Annotated in this window: 19 protein-coding genes; 10 read left to right on the top strand and 9 right to left on the bottom strand. The window is 59.2% G+C overall.

The annotated features are described in order from the left end of the window. The first annotated feature begins 8 nt into the window (after nucleotides 1–8). The 4 genes from K7A42_RS22780 (at nucleotide 9) to K7A42_RS22765 (ending at nucleotide 4403) form a co-directional block, all read left to right on the top strand. Entirely contained in the window at nucleotides 9–2396 is a 2388-nt protein-coding gene (locus K7A42_RS22780; RefSeq protein ID WP_282455931.1) for an EAL domain-containing protein, read from the top strand. A gap of 17 nt (nucleotides 2397–2413) precedes the next feature. After that, entirely contained in the window at nucleotides 2414–3127 is a 714-nt protein-coding gene (locus K7A42_RS22775) for a substrate-binding periplasmic protein (RefSeq protein WP_048902733.1), read from the top strand. A gap of 99 nt (nucleotides 3128–3226) precedes the next feature. Then, a complete protein-coding gene (pth, locus tag K7A42_RS22770) occupies nucleotides 3227–3943 on the top strand; it encodes an aminoacyl-tRNA hydrolase (protein ID WP_022556690.1) in 717 nt (238 codons plus the stop codon). A 7-nt stretch (nucleotides 3944–3950) separates the two neighbouring features. Next, nucleotides 3951–4403 (top strand): GNAT family N-acetyltransferase, encoded by a 453-nt coding sequence (locus K7A42_RS22765; RefSeq protein ID WP_035209248.1) that lies wholly within the window; start codon nucleotides 3951–3953, stop codon nucleotides 4401–4403. A 3-nt stretch (nucleotides 4404–4406) separates the two neighbouring features. Here the strand turns inward: K7A42_RS22765 and clpS are convergent, their stop codons facing one another. Next, nucleotides 4407–4718 (bottom strand): ATP-dependent Clp protease adapter ClpS, encoded by a 312-nt coding sequence (gene clpS / locus K7A42_RS22760; protein WP_006699463.1) that lies wholly within the window; start codon nucleotides 4716–4718, stop codon nucleotides 4407–4409. 241 nt (nucleotides 4719–4959) lie between these two features. Here clpS and ychF point away from each other — a divergent pair, with 241 nt between their 5' ends. The 3 genes from ychF to K7A42_RS22745 all read left to right on the top strand — a co-directional run bounded on the left by ychF (nucleotide 4960) and on the right by K7A42_RS22745 (nucleotide 7297). After that, nucleotides 4960–6063 (top strand): redox-regulated ATPase YchF, encoded by a 1104-nt coding sequence (gene ychF / locus K7A42_RS22755; RefSeq protein ID WP_004442957.1) that lies wholly within the window; start codon nucleotides 4960–4962, stop codon nucleotides 6061–6063. 296 nt (nucleotides 6064–6359) lie between these two features. Continuing rightward, nucleotides 6360–6833: a MaoC family dehydratase gene (locus K7A42_RS22750; RefSeq protein WP_004442958.1), complete on the top strand. Its 474-nt coding sequence runs from the start codon at nucleotides 6360–6362 to the stop codon at nucleotides 6831–6833. Next, nucleotides 6830–7297 (top strand): MaoC family dehydratase, encoded by a 468-nt coding sequence (locus K7A42_RS22745; RefSeq protein ID WP_004442959.1) that lies wholly within the window; start codon nucleotides 6830–6832, stop codon nucleotides 7295–7297. Before K7A42_RS22750 ends, K7A42_RS22745 begins: the two co-directional genes overlap by 4 nt. Before the next feature lie 43 nt (nucleotides 7298–7340). Here the strand turns inward: K7A42_RS22745 and K7A42_RS22740 are convergent, their stop codons facing one another. The 4 genes from K7A42_RS22740 to petA form a co-directional block, all read right to left on the bottom strand. Next, the gene (locus tag K7A42_RS22740; RefSeq protein ID WP_282455930.1) at nucleotides 7341–7883 is read right to left on the bottom strand and encodes an adenine phosphoribosyltransferase; all 543 of its coding nucleotides are present in this window, start codon (nucleotides 7881–7883) and stop codon (nucleotides 7341–7343) included. A gap of 225 nt (nucleotides 7884–8108) precedes the next feature. Continuing rightward, on the bottom strand, nucleotides 8109–8996 hold the full coding sequence (locus K7A42_RS22735) for a cytochrome c1 (RefSeq protein ID WP_004442961.1): 888 nt from the start codon (nucleotides 8994–8996) through the stop codon (nucleotides 8109–8111). A gap of 22 nt (nucleotides 8997–9018) precedes the next feature. After that, entirely contained in the window at nucleotides 9019–10302 is a 1284-nt protein-coding gene (locus K7A42_RS22730; RefSeq protein ID WP_004442963.1) for a cytochrome b, read from the bottom strand. 14 nt (nucleotides 10303–10316) lie between these two features. Continuing rightward, entirely contained in the window at nucleotides 10317–10895 is a 579-nt protein-coding gene (gene petA / locus K7A42_RS22725; protein ID WP_004442965.1) for a ubiquinol-cytochrome c reductase iron-sulfur subunit, read from the bottom strand. 309 nt (nucleotides 10896–11204) lie between these two features. Between petA and K7A42_RS22720 the strand changes: the two genes are divergently transcribed. Then, nucleotides 11205–12137 (top strand): endonuclease/exonuclease/phosphatase family protein, encoded by a 933-nt coding sequence (locus K7A42_RS22720; RefSeq protein WP_113381223.1) that lies wholly within the window; start codon nucleotides 11205–11207, stop codon nucleotides 12135–12137. A gap of 9 nt (nucleotides 12138–12146) precedes the next feature. Here the strand turns inward: K7A42_RS22720 and K7A42_RS22715 are convergent, their stop codons facing one another. The 3 genes from K7A42_RS22715 to K7A42_RS22705 form a co-directional block, all read right to left on the bottom strand. After that, nucleotides 12147–14015, bottom strand: a complete 1869-nt coding sequence (locus K7A42_RS22715; protein ID WP_004442969.1) for an ABC transporter ATP-binding protein — start codon at nucleotides 14013–14015, stop codon at nucleotides 12147–12149. 144 nt (nucleotides 14016–14159) lie between these two features. Further along, nucleotides 14160–16010, bottom strand: a complete 1851-nt coding sequence (locus K7A42_RS22710) for an ABC transporter ATP-binding protein (protein WP_045532037.1) — start codon at nucleotides 16008–16010, stop codon at nucleotides 14160–14162. Between the two features lie 377 nt (nucleotides 16011–16387). Continuing rightward, the gene (locus K7A42_RS22705; protein WP_037089774.1) at nucleotides 16388–17263 is read right to left on the bottom strand and encodes a phosphodiesterase; all 876 of its coding nucleotides are present in this window, start codon (nucleotides 17261–17263) and stop codon (nucleotides 16388–16390) included. Nucleotides 17264–17497: 234 nt separating this feature from the next. Between K7A42_RS22705 and K7A42_RS22700 the strand changes: the two genes are divergently transcribed. After that, entirely contained in the window at nucleotides 17498–17971 is a 474-nt protein-coding gene (locus tag K7A42_RS22700) for a tRNA (cytidine(34)-2'-O)-methyltransferase (protein ID WP_004442975.1), read from the top strand. Between the two features lie 173 nt (nucleotides 17972–18144). After that, nucleotides 18145–19797, top strand: coding sequence for a Na/Pi cotransporter family protein (locus K7A42_RS22695; protein WP_022556698.1), 1653 nt, complete (start codon nucleotides 18145–18147; stop codon nucleotides 19795–19797). Between the two features lie 59 nt (nucleotides 19798–19856). Here K7A42_RS22695 and K7A42_RS22690 read toward each other — a convergent pair whose 3' ends face one another. Then, on the bottom strand, nucleotides 19857–20132 hold the full coding sequence (locus K7A42_RS22690) for a hypothetical protein (protein ID WP_004442978.1): 276 nt from the start codon (nucleotides 20130–20132) through the stop codon (nucleotides 19857–19859). Nucleotides 20133–20207 lie beyond the last annotated feature (75 nt).

The raw sequence follows: 20207 nt of genomic DNA, 5'->3' as shown, positions 1-20207 counted from the left end.
AATCGAACATGGCTCATTCCGTCGAAAGTCGCTTTATCGCGATTGTTTCCGGCGCACTTCTTACAGTGGTCGCCCCGCTCTTCACGCTTTTGCTGACACTTTCTTATAACGAGGCTATTCGCAGCCAGCGCAACCATATCGAAATTCTGCTGTCGACGAATACGCAGGCGCTGGCCCGCCCCCTGTGGGACCTCGATGACGACACGATAAACCAGATTACCGGAACCCTTGTCTCCGATCCCATGATCCGTATGGTCGAGGTTAAGGATACGTCCGGCCAGCTTGATGTCGTTCAGACCGCCGGCAGCGACATCATCCAGGATGCCGCCTCGACGACGCGCGAGGTTATCTACAAGACGACCAAGGGGCCCGTCACGGTCGGCCAATTGACGGTATATTACGATGATGTCGGTCTTCTGACCTCCCTCAGCCGCACCGAACTGGCCTTTATCACGATTTTCATCCTCGCCATTCTCACCATGGTCCTTGCCGCCATTGCCGGTAACCGCTTCATGGTCATCCGCCCGCTGATGCGGCTGGCCGCGGCAATAGAAGCGACACGACGCCTCGGCTCCCGCCACCACGTCGACTGGCGGTCGAAAGACGAGATCGGCCGGCTGGCGAAAAGCTTCAACGAAATGCAGAGCCAGCTCGAAAAGGAAGAGCTGGAGATAAAGAACGCCCACGCCCGCAAGACGGAAATCTACAACCGCACGCCGGCCATGCTGTTTTCGCTGGACAGGCACGACAGGATCGCCGCCGTCAGCGACTACTGGGTGCAGGCGACCGGTTATGACCGCGCCAGAATACTCGGCCTGAATTTCGCCGACCTCATCCACCCCGATGACCGGACATTATTCCAGGAACGCAAGGCGGCGCATCAGGCGGCTGACACCCAACAGGCAGGCATCACCGTTCGCTTCCACTGCAGGGATGGCAGCGTCATGGATGCCCTCATCCTAGAAAAAGCCCTCGATTCCAGCGATACGGCCCATCACAGCACCTGCCTCTGCGTTATGACCGACGTAACCGAACTTCGGCAGTCGGAAAAGCGTAATCGCCAGCAGGCCATTTCCGACCATCTGACCGGCCTCTTCAACCGTCAGGGCTTCGAGGCCATCCTCGACCTGCAGATTCGCGATGCGGACAGGAACGGCAGCGAACTCGCGTGCCTGTTCATAGATCTCGACCGGTTCAAGGCCATCAACGACAATCTCGGTCACGCCGCAGGCGACGCCGTTCTGCGCGAATTCACATTAAAACTGCAGCCGCTGCTGACACCGCTGGACAGCGCCTCGCGTCTGGGCGGAGACGAGTTCGCAATCCTGCTGGCCGGTGACAAGGTGGAAGAGCGCGCCCTGCAGTTCTGTGAGCGCATCTGCACCCTGCTGGACACTCCATTTGAAATCGAGAACAACAGCATCCGCCTCAGCGCCAGTATCGGTATGGCGGTCTACCCCCTTCACGCCGCGAGTGCCTCCGAGCTTCTGCAGAACGCCGACATGGCCATGTATACCCGCAAGCGGACGGGCAAGAACGGCTCCCAGGTCTTCGACAGCTCGATCATGGACAGGGCCCGCGAACATGCGGAACTGGAACGGGATATCGCGCAGGCGCTTTCCGAAGACTGGTTCGAGGCCTATTTTCAGCCAATTCAAAACATTGCAACCGGCCAGACAGCGGGTTTCGAGGCCTTGCTGCGCCTCAACCATCCGGATAAGGGGCTGCTTTCCCCTGCTGCCATCATCAGCCTTGCGGAAGAGAACGGAACCATTCACCGTATCGGCAACGTGATCCTTGATCAGTCGGTCGCCAATCTCGCCAGGCTGTCGCGCCTGCCGGGCATGGCGCAAACCTATGTGGCGGTGAATTTTTCGCCATTGCAGTTCGAACCGGGACTGCCGACACGCATTGCCGGACTGTTGCACCGGCACGGCATTCTTCCCGGGCGGCTGGTCATCGAAATCACCGAAGCGGTCATCATGAAGGACGATCCGCAGATCCGGGCGATCCTCACCGCCATCCATCAGCTGGGTTGCCGCATCGCGCTGGATGATTTCGGCACGGGTTACTCGTCGCTCAGCTATCTCAGCCGCTTTCCGGTCGATATTGTAAAGATCGACCAATCCTTCACCCGCTCGATCTGCGACGATACGGTGGAAATCCGGCAGCGCAACCGCATGCTGGTCGAAGGTATCGCAGCCATCTCGCACAAGATGAATTGCGTTGTCATCGCCGAGGGTGTCGAGACGGAGGAGCAGAAGCTGCTTCTGGCGGATATGGGTGCCGATTATGGCCAGGGTTACTTTTTCGCTCGCCCGCAGCCCGTCGAGCGGCTGATTGCCGCCTATGAGGCCGGGGCTGGACAAAGCCGCGCAGCGGCGCGACAAGCCTGAGCCGACGGGGAGTAGTCATGGGATTGATCCGCTTTTGTCTGGTCTTTCTTGCTCTTGCCAATCCCGTCTGCGCGGCCAAGCTTTTCCTGACCACGGAAGTCTACCCGCCCTACAACCTGCAGGGCAGTGACGGCAGCGTACGCGGCGTCTATTTCGACCAGCTCAAGATCATTCTTGAGGACACCGGCACCAGCTACGAGGTCGCCGTCATGCCGTGGGCCCGGGCGATCGCCCTTGCCACAACACAGCCGATGCATTGTGCCTTCGCCACGGCGAGGACCGCCGAGCGGGAAAAGCTCTTCAAATGGGTCTCGCCAATCCACATCGATCGCAACATTCTCGTGGCGCGGCGCAAGGCGAATATCAATGTCGTGAGCCTCGAAGACGCCAAGAAATACCGGGTTGGAACCCAGCGCGGCGACTACACCGAAACCCTTCTGGAAACGCTCGGTTTTCCGCAGGTGGATGTCGGCGCGGATTTCGAGATCACGCTTCACAAGCTGACGGCCGGACGCATCGACCTTATGCCCATGTCGGAAAGCACCTTCAAGAGCCTGCCGGCGCACACTTTCAGGGAAGTGATAACGCTGTCGAGACAGCAGCTTGGGCTTGCCTGCAACAAGAGCGTGCCGGACGAGGTTATCGCGAAATTGCAGGCCCGTCTCGATGAGCTGATCGCCGACGGGACACAACAGCGGATCTTCGACCGTTACGATCTCATCAGGCCCTGAGCGTCGGCCGGCATTGCCGCAACCCCACAAAAAGATTGACAGCCAGCGGATTTCAGGGTGGTGACAACAGCATCATCAGGCACAACGCGGACATGCTTCATGAAGATCATCGCAGGACTTGGTAATCCCGGCACGCAATATGCCGGAAACCGGCACAATATCGGCTTCATGGCGGTGGATGCGTTACAGCGCCTGCCTTCGTTCGCGCCCTGGTCAAAGAAATTCAAGGCCGAGATTTCCGAAGGCGAGATCGCCGGAGAAAAGGTCCTGCTGATGAAACCGCAGACCTATATGAACCTGTCGGGCGAATCCGTGGGCGAAGCGATGCGCTTCTTCAAACTCACGCCGGCGGACATCATCGCCATCCATGACGAACTCGATCTTCCGGCCGGGCGCGTGCGCATCAAGACCGGCGGCGGTCACGGTGGCCATAACGGCCTGAAATCGCTCGACGCCCATTGCGGCAAGGATTACCGACGCCTGCGCCTCGGCATTGGGCATCCCGGTGACAAGGAGCGCGTGCACGGCCATGTGCTGGGGGATTTCGCCAAGGCCGACCGGGTCTGGCTGGAGCCGCTGCTGGATGCGATTGCCGACAACGCCGCCATGCTGGTGAAGGCCGAGGATTCCCAGCTGATGAACAAGCTGGCGCTGGCCACGGGCAGCAAGCCCGAAGCCGAGAAGCCGGCCAAGGCAGCCAAACCCGCCGCGCAGTCTCATATCCACCAGGCACGCAACAGCGCCCAGCCTACAAAGCTGCCGGAGACCGGGCCGATGGCCGAGATGCTGAAACGGATGTTCGGCAAGAAGGATTAGATCGCGAATGTCTTCGAAGACCATCGCCCCGCGCGAAGCCGGAACCAGCGATCTGGCTGGATTGCTTGATCTCTACCGGGCGCTTAATCCATCCGACCCGGAAATGACGACGGAAGAAGCAAAGACGGCTTTTGCGGCCATGCTCGCCCAGCCGGGTCTGACCGTGTTTCTTGCGACCGAAGGCGAGGAAGCGGTCGCTACCGCCACGCTGCAGATTGTTCCAAATCTCACGCGCGCCGCCCGTCCCTATGCTCTTATCGAAAACGTGGTGACAATGGAAAACCGTCGCGGCCGCGGATATGGCCGCGCGGTCGTGCGCCATGCCGTCGAGGCGGCTTTTGCGGCGAATTGTTACAAGGTGATGCTGCTGACAGGGCAACAACGCCCGGAGGTTCACGCCTTTTACGAAAGCTGCGGCTTCGTGCAGAACAAGACCGGCTTCCAGATCCGGCAGGATTGATGCTCACTCCTCCGGCTCGGTCGTGAACATCAGCGGAAATCCCGCTTCCTTGCCGAGATCGGTCGCCTCCTTGGCCTTCGTCTCGGCAATATCACGTTCGCAAACGACGACCACCGCGCTGCCGAAACGGTGCGCCGTCATCATCACCCGGTGGCCGGCCTCCTCGCTCATGCGGAACACGGCTTTCAGCACCACAGTCACGAACTCACGTGGCGTATAGTCGTCATTCAGCAGAATGACCTTGTAGAGCTTCGGCCGCTCCAGCTTTGGCTTGACCTTCGGTTTTGGTTTGAGATCGACAGGACTGTCGCTCATCATGGCCGCTCGTGCCTGCCGTTCATCGCGGTTGCTCATGGGAAAACCCCGTTGATGACGAAAGATCGATCGCTTGACCCGCTTATATTGCGCCGCAACCACGCCATCGGCAAGTCTGTCAGGAATTCCTCGCCTTTAAGAAGCCTTTGCCGGCCCAAATCGACCCGCGGGCTTGACCTTCCCCCGCCCTTTCCGCAAAAGGCTCCTCAACGAATTCTTTCAAACGGACAGGTTTCAAGCCATGGGCTTCAAATGCGGTATCGTTGGATTGCCGAATGTCGGCAAGTCCACTCTTTTTAACGCGCTGACGAAAACGGCCGCCGCACAGGCCGCCAACTATCCCTTCTGCACCATCGAACCGAATACCGGCGAAGTGGCGGTGCCCGATGCGCGCATGAAAATCCTTGCCGACATCGCCGGCTCGAAGGAAATCATCCCGACCCGCATCTCCTTCGTCGATATTGCCGGTCTGGTTCGCGGCGCATCGAAGGGCGAGGGTCTCGGCAACAAGTTCCTCGCCAACATCCGCGAAGTCGATGCCGTCGTACACGTGCTGCGCTGCTTTGAAGACGACGATATCACCCATGTGGAAGGCCGCATCAACCCGGTCGGCGATGCCGAAACGATCGAGACCGAGCTGATGCTCGCCGATCTCGAAAGCCTGGAACGCCGCGTCGAGCAGACGCGCAAGCGCGCCACCAGCAAGGACAAGGAATCTCTGGCCCAACTGCCTGTCATGGAAGCCGTCATCGCGCTGCTCACCGACGGAAAGCCGGCACGCCTGCTTTTGAAGACACTGGCGGACGAGGAAATCGAAATCCTCAAGGGCCTCAACCTTCTGACATCGCACCCGGTGCTTTATGTCTGCAACGTCTCGGAAGCCGACGCATCGTCCGGCAACGAGCACACAGCAGCCGTCGCAGAAATGGCGAAGCAACAGGGTGCGGAATGCGTGATCATCTCGGCGGCGATCGAAGCCGAAGTCGCGCAGCTTCCAGCCGATGAAGCCGAAGAATTCCTCTCGGCCCTTGGTCTTAACGAGGCCGGCCTCGACCGGCTGATCCGTGCGGGATACCACCTGCTCGACCTCATCACCTATTTCACCGTCGGCCCCAAGGAAACACGCGCATGGACGATCGTGCGCGGCACCAAAGCACCCGCCGCCGCCGGCGTCATCCACAGCGATTTCGAACGCGGCTTCATCCGCGCCTTCACCATCGGCTTTGACGATTACGTTACCTACAAGGGCGAAGTCGGCGCCAAGGAAGCTGGCAAGGGACGCGACGAAGGCAAGGAATATGTGGTTCAGGACGGTGACGTCATCCACTTCCGCTTTAATACCTGATTTGATCTGAACGGGCTTGCTTCTTTTATGGGGCGGACCCAGCCGCTTGTTTCTTCTCCCCGACCGGGGAGAAGATTGCCCCAAGGGTCGGATGAAGGGCGACGTTGCCGCAGCTCACTACCTTCGCCCGCTTCATCCCGCTGCCGCGACCTTCTCCGCGGCGGGGAAGATGCGAGACGCATCAGCTCGCTCCATAGCGCCTTCCCGCTCCGATATTGCGCCACCGATTTGACCTTTACGTAAAGGGAAAAATCCTCTTAGATGCGACGGTATTGACTGTGCGAAGGGAGGAAACCATGGCGCCGGTCGCGACCTATGCTTACGAGGATTTCACGGTAGGGCGGGAGTTTCCGCTTGGACCGCAACCGATCTCCGCGGGGCAGATCATTGCTTTCGCCAGCGAATTCGATCCGCAACCCATGCATCTATCCGAAGAAGCAGGCCGCCAGAGCATTCTTGGTGGGCTTGCAGCTTCCGGCTGGCACACCTGCAGTCTGCTGATGCGAATGATGGCGGACAGCTATATCTCGGATTCGACGTCTCAGGGCAGCCCCGGCATCGACTACGTTGATTGGAAGAAGCCGGTTCTGGCAGGAGATACGCTTTCTGGGAAATCCATCGTGCTGGAGCAGCGCCCTTCGGCTTCGCGCCCCGGTATCGGCCTCGTGAAATTTCGCCACGAGCTTTATAACCAGCGCGACGTTCTGGTGTCGCACGGCGAAAACACCGTGATGTTCCTGATGCGCGGCAATGGAGGTATTGCGGCATGAGACTGGCAGAACTCTCCCCGATCGGCGAACGAGTGACCCTCGATACGCTGCATTTTTCCGCCGAAGACATTATTCGCTTCGCCCGCGATTTCGATCCGCAGCCATTTCATCTTGATGCCGAAGCCGCAAAGAACAGCGTTTTCGGCGCACTTTGCGCATCTGGATGGCACACTGGTGCAGGCTGGATGAAGTGTTTTCTCTCGTACTGGGCCAAAGAGGTAAAAAGACTGAAGCTTGAGGGCCTTGAACCGCCAAAACTCGGCCCTTCACCGGGCTTTCGCGAACTTAAATGGAAAAAGCCGGTCTTCGCGGGAGACGATGTCACCTACTTCGTCACCCTGCTCGATACCCGGGCGCTGGAATCCCGGGCCGGTATCTGGCTGAACACGACATTTAACGAAGGGGTCAACCAGTCGGGAGAGACCGTCCTGACTTTCCAGAGCGGGGTTCTGGAATTCGAATAATCGAGCTTCGGGGCATGTCATTGCGACCTGCCCCACCCGCCGCTCAATGACCGGAAAATTCCACCAGAGTCCGTACCTCGACATCGAGGTCCTCGAGTTTCTTGCGGCCGCCGAGATCAGGCAGATCGATAACGAAGCAGGCGGAGACGATCTCCGCGCCCATCTGGCGCAAAAGCTTGACCGCGCCCTCGGCAGTCCCGCCGGTCGCAATAAGGTCATCGACCAGAATGACCTTTTCACCCGGCTGCACCGCATCAACATGCATTTCCATTTCATCGACGCCGTATTCCAGGCTATAGGCAACCCTTACAGTGGCATGCGGGAGCTTGCCCTTCTTGCGGATCGGCACGAAGCCGGCCGAAAGCTGATGCGCCACAGCGCCGCCCAGAATGAAGCCGCGCGCTTCCATGCCCGCGATCTTGTCGATCTTCGTTCCCGCATAAGGTTGTACGAGTTCGTCCACGGCGCGGCGGAAAGCGCGGGGGTTGCCAAGCAACGTGGTGATGTCCCTGAAGATGATGCCCGGCTTCGGATAGTCGGGAATGGAACGGATGGCAGCGGAAAGCTCCGAAGCGATAACGGTCATGGTATTTCCAGTTAAAAATGGGAAATGGATGGTTCGGGCCACCCTATCAACTTGACGGCGGCGCACCAACTAAAAAGGACCGGCGCAACCTTCGGCCAACGCGATTGGTATGGAGCATCGCAAATCCGCATCTTGTGAACGACAACCAGGTCAATGCCAGACTTCAAATAAAAAGGCCCCCATGGAGACCATGGGGGCCGATGACTGCCGGCACCGAAGTGCCGATCAATGTTCCTTGTTGGCGTAGACCGATTTCTTGGTGAGATAGATCAGCGCGGTGAAGATGAACAGGAACACCATGACCATGAAGCCGGTGCGCTTGCGCTCTTCCAGATGCGGTTCTGCAGCCCACATCAGGAAGGCGGCCACATCCTTGGAATACTGATCCACGGTCTGCGGCGCGCCATCGTCGTAAGTCACCTGATCGGCGCTGATCGGCGGCGCCATCTTCAACGCGACCGCGCTGACGAAATACGGATTGAAATGTGTGCCTTCGGCCACTTCAACACCAGCCGGCGGGTCCTGATATCCGGTCAGCAGCGCATGGATGTAATCCGGGCCGCCCTCCTGATAACCGCCGACGATCGGGATCATGTCGATGATGAATTGCGGGAAACCACGCTCCACGCCGCGCGCCTTGGCAAGCAGCGACATGTCTGGCGGTGCGGCGCCACCATTGGCGGCAGCAGCCGCCTCATGGTTCGGGAATGGCGACGGGAAATGATCTGACGGCACGGCCTTGCGATTATACATTTCGCCGTCGGCATTCGGACCGTCCTGCACTTCATATTCAGCGGCGAAAGCCTTTACCTGCTCTTCCGAATAGCCAAGATCCTCCAGCGTACGGAAAGAGACAAGGCTCATGGAATGGCAGGCGGAGCAGACTTCCTTGTAGACCTTGAGACCACGCTGCAGCTGGCCCTTGTCATATTTGCCGAAAGGACCGGCAAATGACCAGCTCTGCTCCTCGGGCTTGATCACCGGGAAGTGGCCCCCGGCAATCGCATGTTCCGTCTTGGTGGCGAGGTCATGGCTCTCCTCCGCCGCCGAGGCGACGGTGAAGGAACAGCCGATGGCGGCGAAAAGCGCGATGCTCGTTACAAGCTTCTTCATTGTCGTCATCCTTCCTTCGCGCTCAGATTTCGGCAGCCGCAGGCGCGGCACCCGACTTGGCGGCGTTCTTTTCGAGAACGGCCTCGGTAATGGAATTCGGAATACGCCGGGGCGTTTCGACCAGACCGAGGATCGGCATGATGACGAGGAAGAAACCGAAGTAATAAAGCGTGCCGATCTGCGACATGATGACGTAGGTGCCTTCCGCCGGGCGCGAACCCAGCCAGCCGAGCATGATGGCATTCACCACGAACAGCCAGAAGAACATCTTGTACCAGGGACGATAGACGGCGGAGCGAACCTTCGACGTATCGAGCCAGGGCAGGAAGAACAGCACGACGATTGCGCCGAACATCACGAGAACGCCACCCAGCTTGGAATCGATGACCCAGATGTTGAAGGTGATGGCGCGCAGCATGGCGTAGAACGGCAGGAAGTACCATTCCGGAACGATATGCGCCGGGGTCTTCAAGGGATCTGCCATGATGTAGTTATCAGGGTGGCCAAGGAAGTTCGGCATGTAGAAGACGAACCAGGCATAACCGATCAGGAACACGGAAACACCGAGCGCATCCTTCAGCGTCGCATAGGGCGTGAAGGGAACGGTGTCGGTCTTGCTCTTCACTTCGACGCCGGTAGGATTGGTCTGGCCGGTGACGTGCAGCGCCCAGATATGCAGGATAACGACGCCCGCAATCATGAAGGGCAGCAGATAGTGAAGCGCAAAGAAGCGGTTCAGCGTCGGCTGATCCACGGCAAAGCCGCCGAGCAGGAACTGCTGGATCCATTCGCCGATGGCAGGAAACGCCGTGAAGAAGCCGGTGATGACGGTCGCGCCCCAGAAGGACATCTGACCCCAGGGCAGAACATAGCCCATGAAGCCCGTCGCCATCATCAGCAGGAAGATGACGCAGCCAAGAATCCAGAGGATTTCACGCGGCGCCTTGTAGGAGCCGTAATAGAGGCCACGGGCGATGTGCAGGTAAACCGCGATAAAGAAGAACGACGCGCCGTTGGCATGCATGTAGCGCAGCAGCCAGCCGTGGTTGACGTCGCGCATGATCTTTTCGACGGAATTGAAGGCAACCGTCGTTTCGGCCGCATAATGCATGGCCAGCACGACGCCGGTGAGGATCTGCACGATCAGCATGACGGAAAGCATCGCGCCGAAAGTGTAGGCGTAGTTCAAATTACGCGGGACAGGATAGGCAACGAAGCTGTCATAGATCATGCGCGGCAAGGGAAGCCGCGAATCGATCCACCTCTCGATGCCGGTGGACGGCTGATAACTGGAATGACCACTCATGAATATCTGTCCCCTTATCCGATCTTGATCACGGTATCGGATGTGAATGCAAATGTCGGGATGGCGAGGTTCTGCGGCGCCGGACCCTTACGTATGCGGCCCGCCGTGTCGTAGTGCGAGCCATGGCAGGGACAGAACCATCCGCCGAAATCGCCGGCCTGGCCGAGCGGAACGCAGCCGAGATGGGTGCAGGAACCGACCATGACGATCCAGTTTTCCTTACCCTCGCCGGCGGAACGGTCGATATCGGTCGCCTGCGCGTCGGCGGCAATGTTGGCATTGCGCGCCACCGGATCCTTGAGTTCGCCAAGAGCGACCGCCTTGGCTTCCTCGATTTCCTTTTCCGTGCGGTTGCGGATGAAAATCGGCTTGCCGCGCCACTTGACGGTAAGTGACATGCCCGGCTCGACCGCCGCGACATCCACCTCGATGGAGGCCAGCGCCAGCGTCGATGCATCGGGGCGCATCTGGTCAATGAAAGGCCATGCAACTGCGGCGGCACCGACGGCACCCGCCATTCCTGTCACTAGATAAAGAAAATCGCGACGGGTCGGTTCACCCGAAGCGTCGTGATTGGTTACGTGCTCGCTCACCGCTACACCATCCTCTGCGCTGTTTTTGCCGTAAATCGCATGAGTCCTCCCGCTATGATTTGATCCAGGACAATCTCCGTCCCACCGTCCTGGACACAACTGCGGCATCAAGAAACCGCGTCACTCTGTGTGATCGCAAAATATTGACCGACTTGGCAAGAGCAAAGCACACAAAGCTGCCGTAATTCTGCCCGAAGCGCCCGATTTGCTTCTCATTTTTTCGCCGCCTCTGGCAGTCGGGCAACATTGTGCACCCAAAGGCGCCATGTTAGGAGACTACGAGGGAGAGCTTGGAAAGCAGGGATTCGGATGACGGCGAAGCTCTCGTGCATGGTCTCCACGGCGGTTGCTGCCGTTCTCGTCATTGCCAGTCTGCGCTACATCACCGATTTCTGGCTTCTTGCCTTCGTCACCAGCTTCCAGCTTCATATCGCCATCATCTGCGTCCTGTTGTCATGGCTGGTATTTTGGCTCATGCGCGACGCCTTTTCCGCCGTGCTCTTGGTCTGGTCGATTGCGCTCGCCGTCCATGCGGTGGCCATGCTTCTGGATTTTTCGACATCGGCCACGGCCGCACCGGATGCGCAGCCGTTCCGGCTGCTTTCTTTCAATGTTCTGATGGATAACGCCGCCAATGCGGAGGTTATTGCCGACGCGATTGTCGAATCACACGCCGATGCGGTTTATCTCTTTGAAGCGGACGCCCTGCAATCGGCTCTGCCGCGTCTGCAACAGACATACCCGCACAGGCTGGGCTGCTTCGAGGGAACGCCGGGCTGTGACCTCGTGATCCTATCGAAGCGGCCTTTGCTCGAAGGCCATTTTCATAGTCTTAGCGACCTGCGCCGCGACCGTTTCGCGATCGCCAAAATCGATCTCGACGGTAGGGAAGTCACGCTTGCCGCGGCACATCTTACCAAGCCCTATTTCGACGATTATCACCGCGACGAGCTGGACGAGGTCAGCGAAATTCTCTACCGCGTCACCGGACCGCTCATTCTTGCAGGAGACTTCAATTCGGCAAGCATCGCTCCCGATATGCGGGATTTTCTGGCCGCCAACGATCTCAGGAAAGCGCCCTGGGAGCCCGCGACTTGGCCAACGGAAGCAGGACGTTTCGGCATAGCCATCGACCATATTTTCGCCCGTGAACCGGCAACGCTGATAAAAACCACGCGCCTGCCGGACAGTCTCGGCTCCAATCATTACGGCCTGATGGCCGACTTCATGATCGGCAAATAGCGCCGCGCTTTACGGGATCGCCTCGTCTGCCGCGAGAAACCCGCCCGATTGCCGCGCCCAGAGCTCCGAATAGAGTCCGCCCCGCGAGACCAGTTCCGAATGCGTGCCCTGCTCGACGATGCGCCCCTGATCCATCACGATCAACCGGTCGAGCGCCGCGATGGTCGAAAGGCGGTGGGCGATTGCCAGCACCGTCTTGCCCTGCATCAGCTCGTCCAGATTACTCTGGATCGCAGCCTCTACCTCGGAATCGAGCGCCGAGGTCGCCTCATCAAGCACGAGGATTGGTGCATCCTTCAGCATCACACGGGCAATGGCTATGCGCTGGCGCTGGCCGCCGGAGAGTTTCACCCCGCGTTCGCCCACATGGGCGTCGAAACCGGTGCGTCCGCGCTGATCCTCCAGCCGCTTGATGAAGTCGTCCGCCTTGGCCCGTCGCGTCGCCTCCTGCAATTGCGTTTCGCTGGCGTCGGTGCGGCCGAACAGGATGTTGTCCCTGATAGAGCGATGCAGCAGCGAGGTGTCCTGCGTAACCATGCCGATATGGGCCCGCAGCGATTCCTGGGTTACCCCCGCAATATCCTGCCCGTCGATGAGAATGCGTCCTTTCTCGACATCGTAAAACCGCAGCAGCAGATTGACGAGGGTAGATTTTCCCGCGCCGGAGCGTCCGACGATGCCGACCTTTTCCCCTGCCCTGATGTCGAGATTGAGATGATCGATGACGCCGTTCTTTCGGCCATAGTGGAAACTGACATTCTCGAAACGAATGCTCGGTTTTTTAACCTCCAGCATAACCGCGTCAGGCGCATCGACGAGACCGATCGGCTGAGAGATCAACTCAGCGGCGTTCTGCACCGTGCCGAAATTGCGCATGATGCCGTTGAACTGCGTCATCAGGCGCCCCAGCAGGAAGTTGAGACGCAGCACCAGCGCCAGCGTGAAGGCCACCGCACCGGAACTGATCTTGCCGGAAAGCCACAGATCGATGCAGAGAGCCGCCATGGACGTGATCATAACGCCTGACAGCAGCGCCATCGATGCCCGCACGCCGGTAATGAACCGCGTGAACGTCATCGTCGCACGCTGAAAGATATCGAAGCCCTGCCGCATGTAGCGGTCATTGGCGTCGTCGCGCCCGAACAGCCGCAGGGTCTGGATATTGCTGTAGGCATCTACCATGCGGCCGGAGAGCATGGAGGCGGCTTCCGCCGTTTCTTTTGAATGATAGCGGATGCGCGGCACGAAATAGCGCGCCAGCAGCGAGAAGATCGCCACCCAGACAACGACGACGACCGCAAGCCGCCAGTCCAGCCCCCCGATCAGAAACAGCATCGAGACGGAATAGATGCCGACGAACCAGACGCTTTCCATCAACGAGGTCACAAGGTCGCCCGCCGCCTGCCCGCCGGACCAGACCTTGGTGACGATGCGGCCGGAAAAATCGTTCTGGAAAAAGGTCAGCGACTGCCGCGCCACATGCATGTAGGATTGCCAGCGCACCAGGTTGTAGAAGCCGGGCGTGATGATCTGCTGATCCACCAGCGCCGTCAGCATCGTGACGATGAAGCGGATGACCCCGATCAGGACAAGCATGCCGACGAGCTCGCCGCCATGGGTGGAAAGCAACCCGGCCCAGCCTTCTTCCGGTTTTACCGTCGAGAGAATATCAACAAGCCGACCGACGAACCAGAAAAGCGCCGCCTCGATGGCCGCAGTCAGCCCACCCAGCACCAGCATCGCGAAGAACGGCGCTTTCGCCTGCGAAATATAAAACCAGATGAAGGCGAACGTGCTTTCCGGCGGCCGCAAATCGTCCTTGCGGTCGAAGGGCTTTATCCAGTTCTCGAAATACTCGAAGATGCGGGTAATGAGCATGATCCGGATATAGGCGGATTCCCGGTGCGGGAACAGCCGCGGAGGCTACGGTGAGAGATTATATTTCGGTAACGTTCGGGAACTGAAAAAGGCGGGAATAAAAGACGGAGGGCGGGAACCCTGTTTCCCGCCCTCCGTCTTTCCTTACTCCGCGGCCGCTTCCGCCTCGTGATCGGCGATGAAGCCGCCGGACTGGCGCCGCCACAGATCGGCGTAAATGCCGCCCATTGCCACCAGTTCCGCATGGCTGCCCGCTTCCACGATCCGGCCCTTGTCCAGAATGATCAGCCGGTCCATTTCGGTGAGCGTCGAGAGACGGTGGGCGATGGCGATCACCGTCTTGCCTTCCATAAGCGAGAACAGGTTCTCCTGAATTGCCGCCTCGACTTCTGAATCGAGCGCCGAGGTCGCCTCATCAAGTACCAGAATCGGCGCATTCTTGAGGAAGACGCGCGCAATTGCGATACGCTGGCGCTGGCCGCCCGACAGTTTCACGCCGCGTTCACCTACCTGGGCATCGAGGCCCTGGCGACCATGCATGTCGACCAGCGTTTCGATGAAATCCCAGGCATTGGCCCGCTTTGCTGCCGCAATCACCTGCTCGTCGGTGGCTTCCGGATGACCATAGGCAATGTTGTCGCGGATCGAGCGGTGCAGCAGCGACGTATCCTGCGTCACGACACCGATCAATTCTCGCAGGCTGTCTTGCGACACCTTGGAGATGTCCTGACCGTCGATGGTGATCCTGCCGCCTTCCAGATCGTAAAAACGCAGCAGCAGGTTCATCAGCGTCGTCTTGCCCGCCCCCGAACGCCCGACCAGACCGACCTTTTCGCCCGGCTTGATATCAAGCGTCAGCCCGTCGATCACGCCCTTGTTCTTGCCATAGTGGAAGCGGACGTTGTCGTAGCGGATGCCGCCCTGCGGGGCCGCAAGTTCCGGAGCCTTCGGAACGTCGACGATGTCATGCGGCTTCGTCATCATCGACATGCCGTCATAGACCGTGCCGATATTTTCGAACAGTGAGGTGACTTCCCACATGATCCACTGCGACATGCCGTTGACGCGCATCGCAAGGCTGATGGCGATGGCAACCGAACCGGCCGTCACCGAACCCTGCATCCAGAAATAGAGACCGAGCGCGGCCGTTGAAAACAGAACCACCGCATTGTTCAGGTCGATCAGGATGTTGAAGCCGGAAATCTTGCGCATCTGGCGGTGAACGGTTCCGAGAAACACGTTCATGCCCTCACGCGCGTATCTCTCCTCGCGGCCCGCATGGGAAAACAGCTTGATCGTCGAAATATTCGTATAGCTGTCGACGATCCGGCCCGTCATCATGGAGCGCGCATCGGCCTGCTCCTGCGCCAGCCGGCCGAGCTTGGGCACGAAATAGGCGAGGATACCCATGTAGATACCCAGCCAGACCAAAAGGGGGATAACCAGTCGCCAATCGGCAGCCGCGACCATGAACAGCATCGAAACGACAAAGCTGATCGCGTAGACGAAGACGTCGATGACCTTCAGTGCCACTTCGCGGATCGCCAGCGCCGTCTGCATGACCTTGGTCGAAACCCGGCCGGCAAATTCATTGGCGAAAAACGTCATGGAATGGCGCAGCAGGAAACGGTGCATTTTCCAGCGCGCAATCATGCCGAAATTGCCGGCAAGCGTCTGGTGCATCGTCATGGTGTGGATCGCGCCCATCAGCGGCAGCAGAAACAGCACCAGCCCGGCCATGATGATCAGATGCCAGCCCTCATCGGCAAAAAACGTCTCGCGATTGGCCGTGGAAAGCCAGTCGACGATATTGCCGAGGAATTTGTAAAGCATCGCTTCCGCAACGGCGATGCCCATCGACATCAGGCCGAGCAGCAGCAGCCACGGCCAGGCGGGCTTCACATAATGCCACAGGAACGGCAGAAGCGTCTTCGGCGGCACGGAAGGCGTCGAAGACGGAAAGGGATCGAGACGTTTTTCAAACCAGCCAAACATAGGCCAAGCTCCGGCAATAAATCGCCCCGTCGTCAAAGGTAAGCGGACGCAATATGGCCCACGACGGAACGGAAAAGTCTTTGAACATGGCCGTGACAGCCACATGACGAATCGGAATATGGGAAACGCGGCCGAGCCGCGGAGTAACACCTAGGCCAGCAGCAGCACTACTGGGGCCGGGAGGCGAATACGAATGTCATTTGGCATAAGAACCTCCCTTGGCTGGTGTTGAAGATATGGCCTTGTAGCGCAAAAATTAAGCAATGACCAGCCGGAAAGACACCGACACGCTCGAAAACTCGAGATGTGTCGAGTAGCACAAAGGGACGGATTTACCCGCAAAGGTTTCCGACCGCCGCCTGCCGTGCTGCACCGCCTTATTCGGCTGCGTCCTGCGCCTGACCACTCTCATATTCCGTGATCAACTCGATCATTCCGGCCTGAGTATGGCGCTTGAGTTCCCGCCGGTCGCTGGGCTGCGGGGCAAAGGTGACGGTCAGGCCGGTATCCCTTATCGTGCCGATGGCGAAAGATGCGCCGGAGAGCATGCGTACGCCCTCATGCAGCCATAGAGGATCGGTCGCGAAATGCTGGCCGATACCGACCACGATGGGAATGCCCTGCCAGTGTGACATGCGGTCGTAATGGATGTGGCCTGCCAGAATACCAATGACATCATGTTCGAACAGCAGCTCGTCCAGAATCTCGGTATCGTCAAAGGACAGGGATTCCCACTCCGCATCGGGACGGTCGAAATCAAGCGCCGGCGCATGGTGCATCACCAGCAGCTTCGGCAATTCGGGATGGTTTTCCAGCTCATCCTCAAGCCATTCGACCTGTCCGGGTTCGAAAGCACCCCCGACCTTGCCGGGAACGCTGGTGTCCATGACGATGATGTGAATGCCGGCAATCACCTCGGCATGGTCATAGGGCTCGTCCAGATCCTCGTGGCGATCGAGCATCACGGGATAAAATCCATCGCGGCGGTCGTGATTGCCGAGCGCGAAGAGCACAGGCATACCGAGTTCCGCTTCCTTTATCAGACGCTTGAGCTCCTCATAGCTGCCGGCATCGCCCCGATTGGTCAGATCGCCGCTGACGATGATGAATTCGGGCGGCGGCACCAGCGCCTTGATCTGCGCAAGCGTCGTGGAAAGCGTGGCCGAGGTCTCTGAATAAAGATCGTCATCCTGCACCTGCGGATTGCCCACATGCAGATCGGTCAGATGGACGAAATTCACCCGTTCGGACATGCTATCCCCCTGTTCCTGCGTGCAGAAGATCCGGCTCAAGTAGGCCGACGTCAACCGTTCCCGATGGTTCGGGCAAGCCTGATGATGTACTGGTGAATGGGTAGCCGCCCAGTGTGTCACGCGCATGAATATCCGGTCTGGAATGACACCCGAGAGGGACTTTTCGCAAACTGCCTGTCGTCCCCTGTCCGCGCGTGATAATCGGACGAGCACAGCAACCGCAGTGAGATCTCCATGTCCGGCACCACGACCGAAATCAGAATCGCCCTTTACCAGCCCGACATTCCCGGCAATACCGGCACCATCCTGCGGCTGGCCGCCTGCCTTGGCCTTGGCGTCGACATCATCGAACCCGCAGGTTTCGACATCTCGGATCGCAATCTGAAACGGGCCGGCATGGACTACATTGCGGCGGCCGCCCTCACGCGCCATGTCAGCTGGGATCGCTTCGAGGAATGGCGGGCAACCACCGGCCGGCGGCTCGTCCTCGCCTCCACCAAGGCAGCCCAGCCCTATACTGATATCACCTATCGTGCCGACGATATCCTGCTCTTTGGCCGCGAAAGTGCGGGCGTGCCTGATCACGTGCATGAAAAGGCGGATGAGCGAATCATCATTCCGATGGTCGCCGGGCAGCGCTCGATCAACGTTGCGATGTCGGCTGCGATGGTCACCGGTGAGGCCTTGCGCCAGACCTCATGGTCCTGACCTGCCATCTTTACAGCCAATTTTTCAGGCAAATTTGAAAATTGGCCGTTTTTGCCGCGAAACTGTCGCAACCCGGCCTGTACCGGAGGCGTTCACGCTCCTATACTGATTAGCCGGACAATAAAAATCGCCCTCGCCGAGACGGTCCGCCGGCGGGTGTGTGGAGACGTCGCATGCAGTCCACCATTGTCATCGTCAATCTTCTCGGCGCGGTCGCGCTGCTGCTCTTCGGCCTCGCCCAGGTGAAGGATGGCGTGACCCGTGCCTTTGGCATGAAACTGAGGAGCGTACTCGCCACCGGCACCCAGAACGGGCCCCGATCCTTCTTTTCCGGCTTCTTCGCCACCGTCGCGCTGCAGAGCTCCACGGCAACCGCTCTCACCGTCGCCTCCTTCGCCGAACGTGACCTCATCAAGCCGCGCATGGCGCAGGTTGTGCTGCTTGGCGCCAATGTCGGCACCGCCGTGACCGCGTGGATCGTGGCGGCGGGCGTCGAATGGTTGTCACCGCTTCTGATCCTCGCGGGCATCGTGCTCAAGAAGGGAAGCTCCAACGCCAGGCAGGGCGGCGGAACGGCGCTGATCGGCATCGGCCTGATGCTTTTGTCACTGCATCTGCTGAGCGGCGCGACCGAGCCCATGCGCGCCTCGCCCGCGCTTGCCGTCTTTATCGGCCTGCTCGACGGGGCCTGGCCGGTTGCGCTGATTTTCTCCGCGGTGCTTGCCTTCGTCTCCTCCTCCAGCCTTGCCGTGGTGGTGTTGATCCTGTCGCTTGCGGCCACCGGAACGCTTTCCACCGGCCTCGTCATCGTCCTCATTCTCGGCGCCAATCTCGGCGGCGCCATTCCTCCGGTCATCGCCACGCTTTCCGGCCCCGCCTCGGCGCGGCGCATCACCATAGGCAATCTCGCGGTGCGCACCACTGGCTGCCTCATCGCCCTGCCGCTCGCCTCCTATGGCGCGGAGTTCCTGCAGCAATTGCCGCTTTCACCCGCGAAACTGCCGGTCGACGCCCATCTCATCTTCAACGTCATCCTGGCCGCGCTCGCATGGCCCTTCTCGGGCCTCATCTCGGATCTGATGACGAAGCTGGTTCCCGGTGATCCGAAAGCCGAAGACGGCCCGAATTTCCTCGATCAACAGGCGCTGGCAACGCCGGTGGTGGCACTGGCCAATGCAACGCGGGAGGTCCTGGTCGTCGGCGACAGCATCGAGCGAATGCTGATCCGCGCCGAAAACGCCTTCAAGCACAACGACCTGGCGCCGCTTGCCGAAATATCCCTGCTCGAAAAAAAGGTCGACCGCCGCCAGCAGGAAGTAAAGGTCTATCTGTCCCAGCTCGGCCGCAAGGGGCTTGACGATGAGGATGCCCGCCGTTCGATCGCAATCATCGATTATGCCATCAACCTCGAACATATCGGCGACATCATCGAAAAGGGCATTTGCGAACAGATCCGCAAGAAGGTGCTGAACAGCTTCAAATTTTCCGATGACGGTTATGAGGAGTTGAAGACCCTGTTCGACATGACCATCGAGAACCTGCGCGCCGCCCAGAGCATTCTGGTGACCGGCGATTTCGAACTTGCCCGCAGGCTGATGGAAAGCAAGGTGGATATTCGCCGCCTCGAAAAACAATCCTCCAACCGCCATCTGGAGCGGCTGCGCGACGGGCTGACGGAAAGCATGCAGACAAGCTCGCTGCATCTCGACATGCTGCGCGACCTCAAGCGTATCAACGCCCATATCGTTTCGGTGGCGCACCCCATTCTGGATGAAAGCGGCGTGCTGATCGAAAGCCGTTTGCGATATGCTGAGCCGCGCGCCTAGAGGATTTTAGAAAATCTGGTCCGTTTTTTCGGTACGGAAAGACGAAAGCACTCTAAAAATCAGTCTGCCGAGGGAAGCCGGCGCATGGTGAATTCGATGCGGTCACCTTCCAGCTGCCGCCAGCTTTCCACTTCCGTCCAGTAAGCGGCCTTGGGAAAGCTGTCGAACCATTCTCGGGCCTTGGCGCGGGCTTCTTCGCGTCCCAGACAAAACGTTTGCCGCACGAACATGCCCTCACGCTTTTGTTCGCCGCCGGCGCTGTCGCGCTCCCTGCGGTGATTGGCAATTCTGCGCTTCAGCCCGTCGAGGGGCGGCGGTCCGGTAAATTTCGTCATGATATTCACCTCTGGCACCTACGTCTTTAAAGATAGTGTCGACACGCTGACTTGGCGAGTCGAATTTGTGCGCGG

Origin of the sequence: Agrobacterium sp. InxBP2, assembly GCF_026191755.1 — a bacterium.
Lineage (GTDB): Bacteria > Pseudomonadota > Alphaproteobacteria > Rhizobiales > Rhizobiaceae > Agrobacterium > Agrobacterium pusense.
The sequence above is the reverse complement of the archived record's forward strand: the minus strand, read 5'-3'. Positions and strand labels throughout refer to the sequence as shown.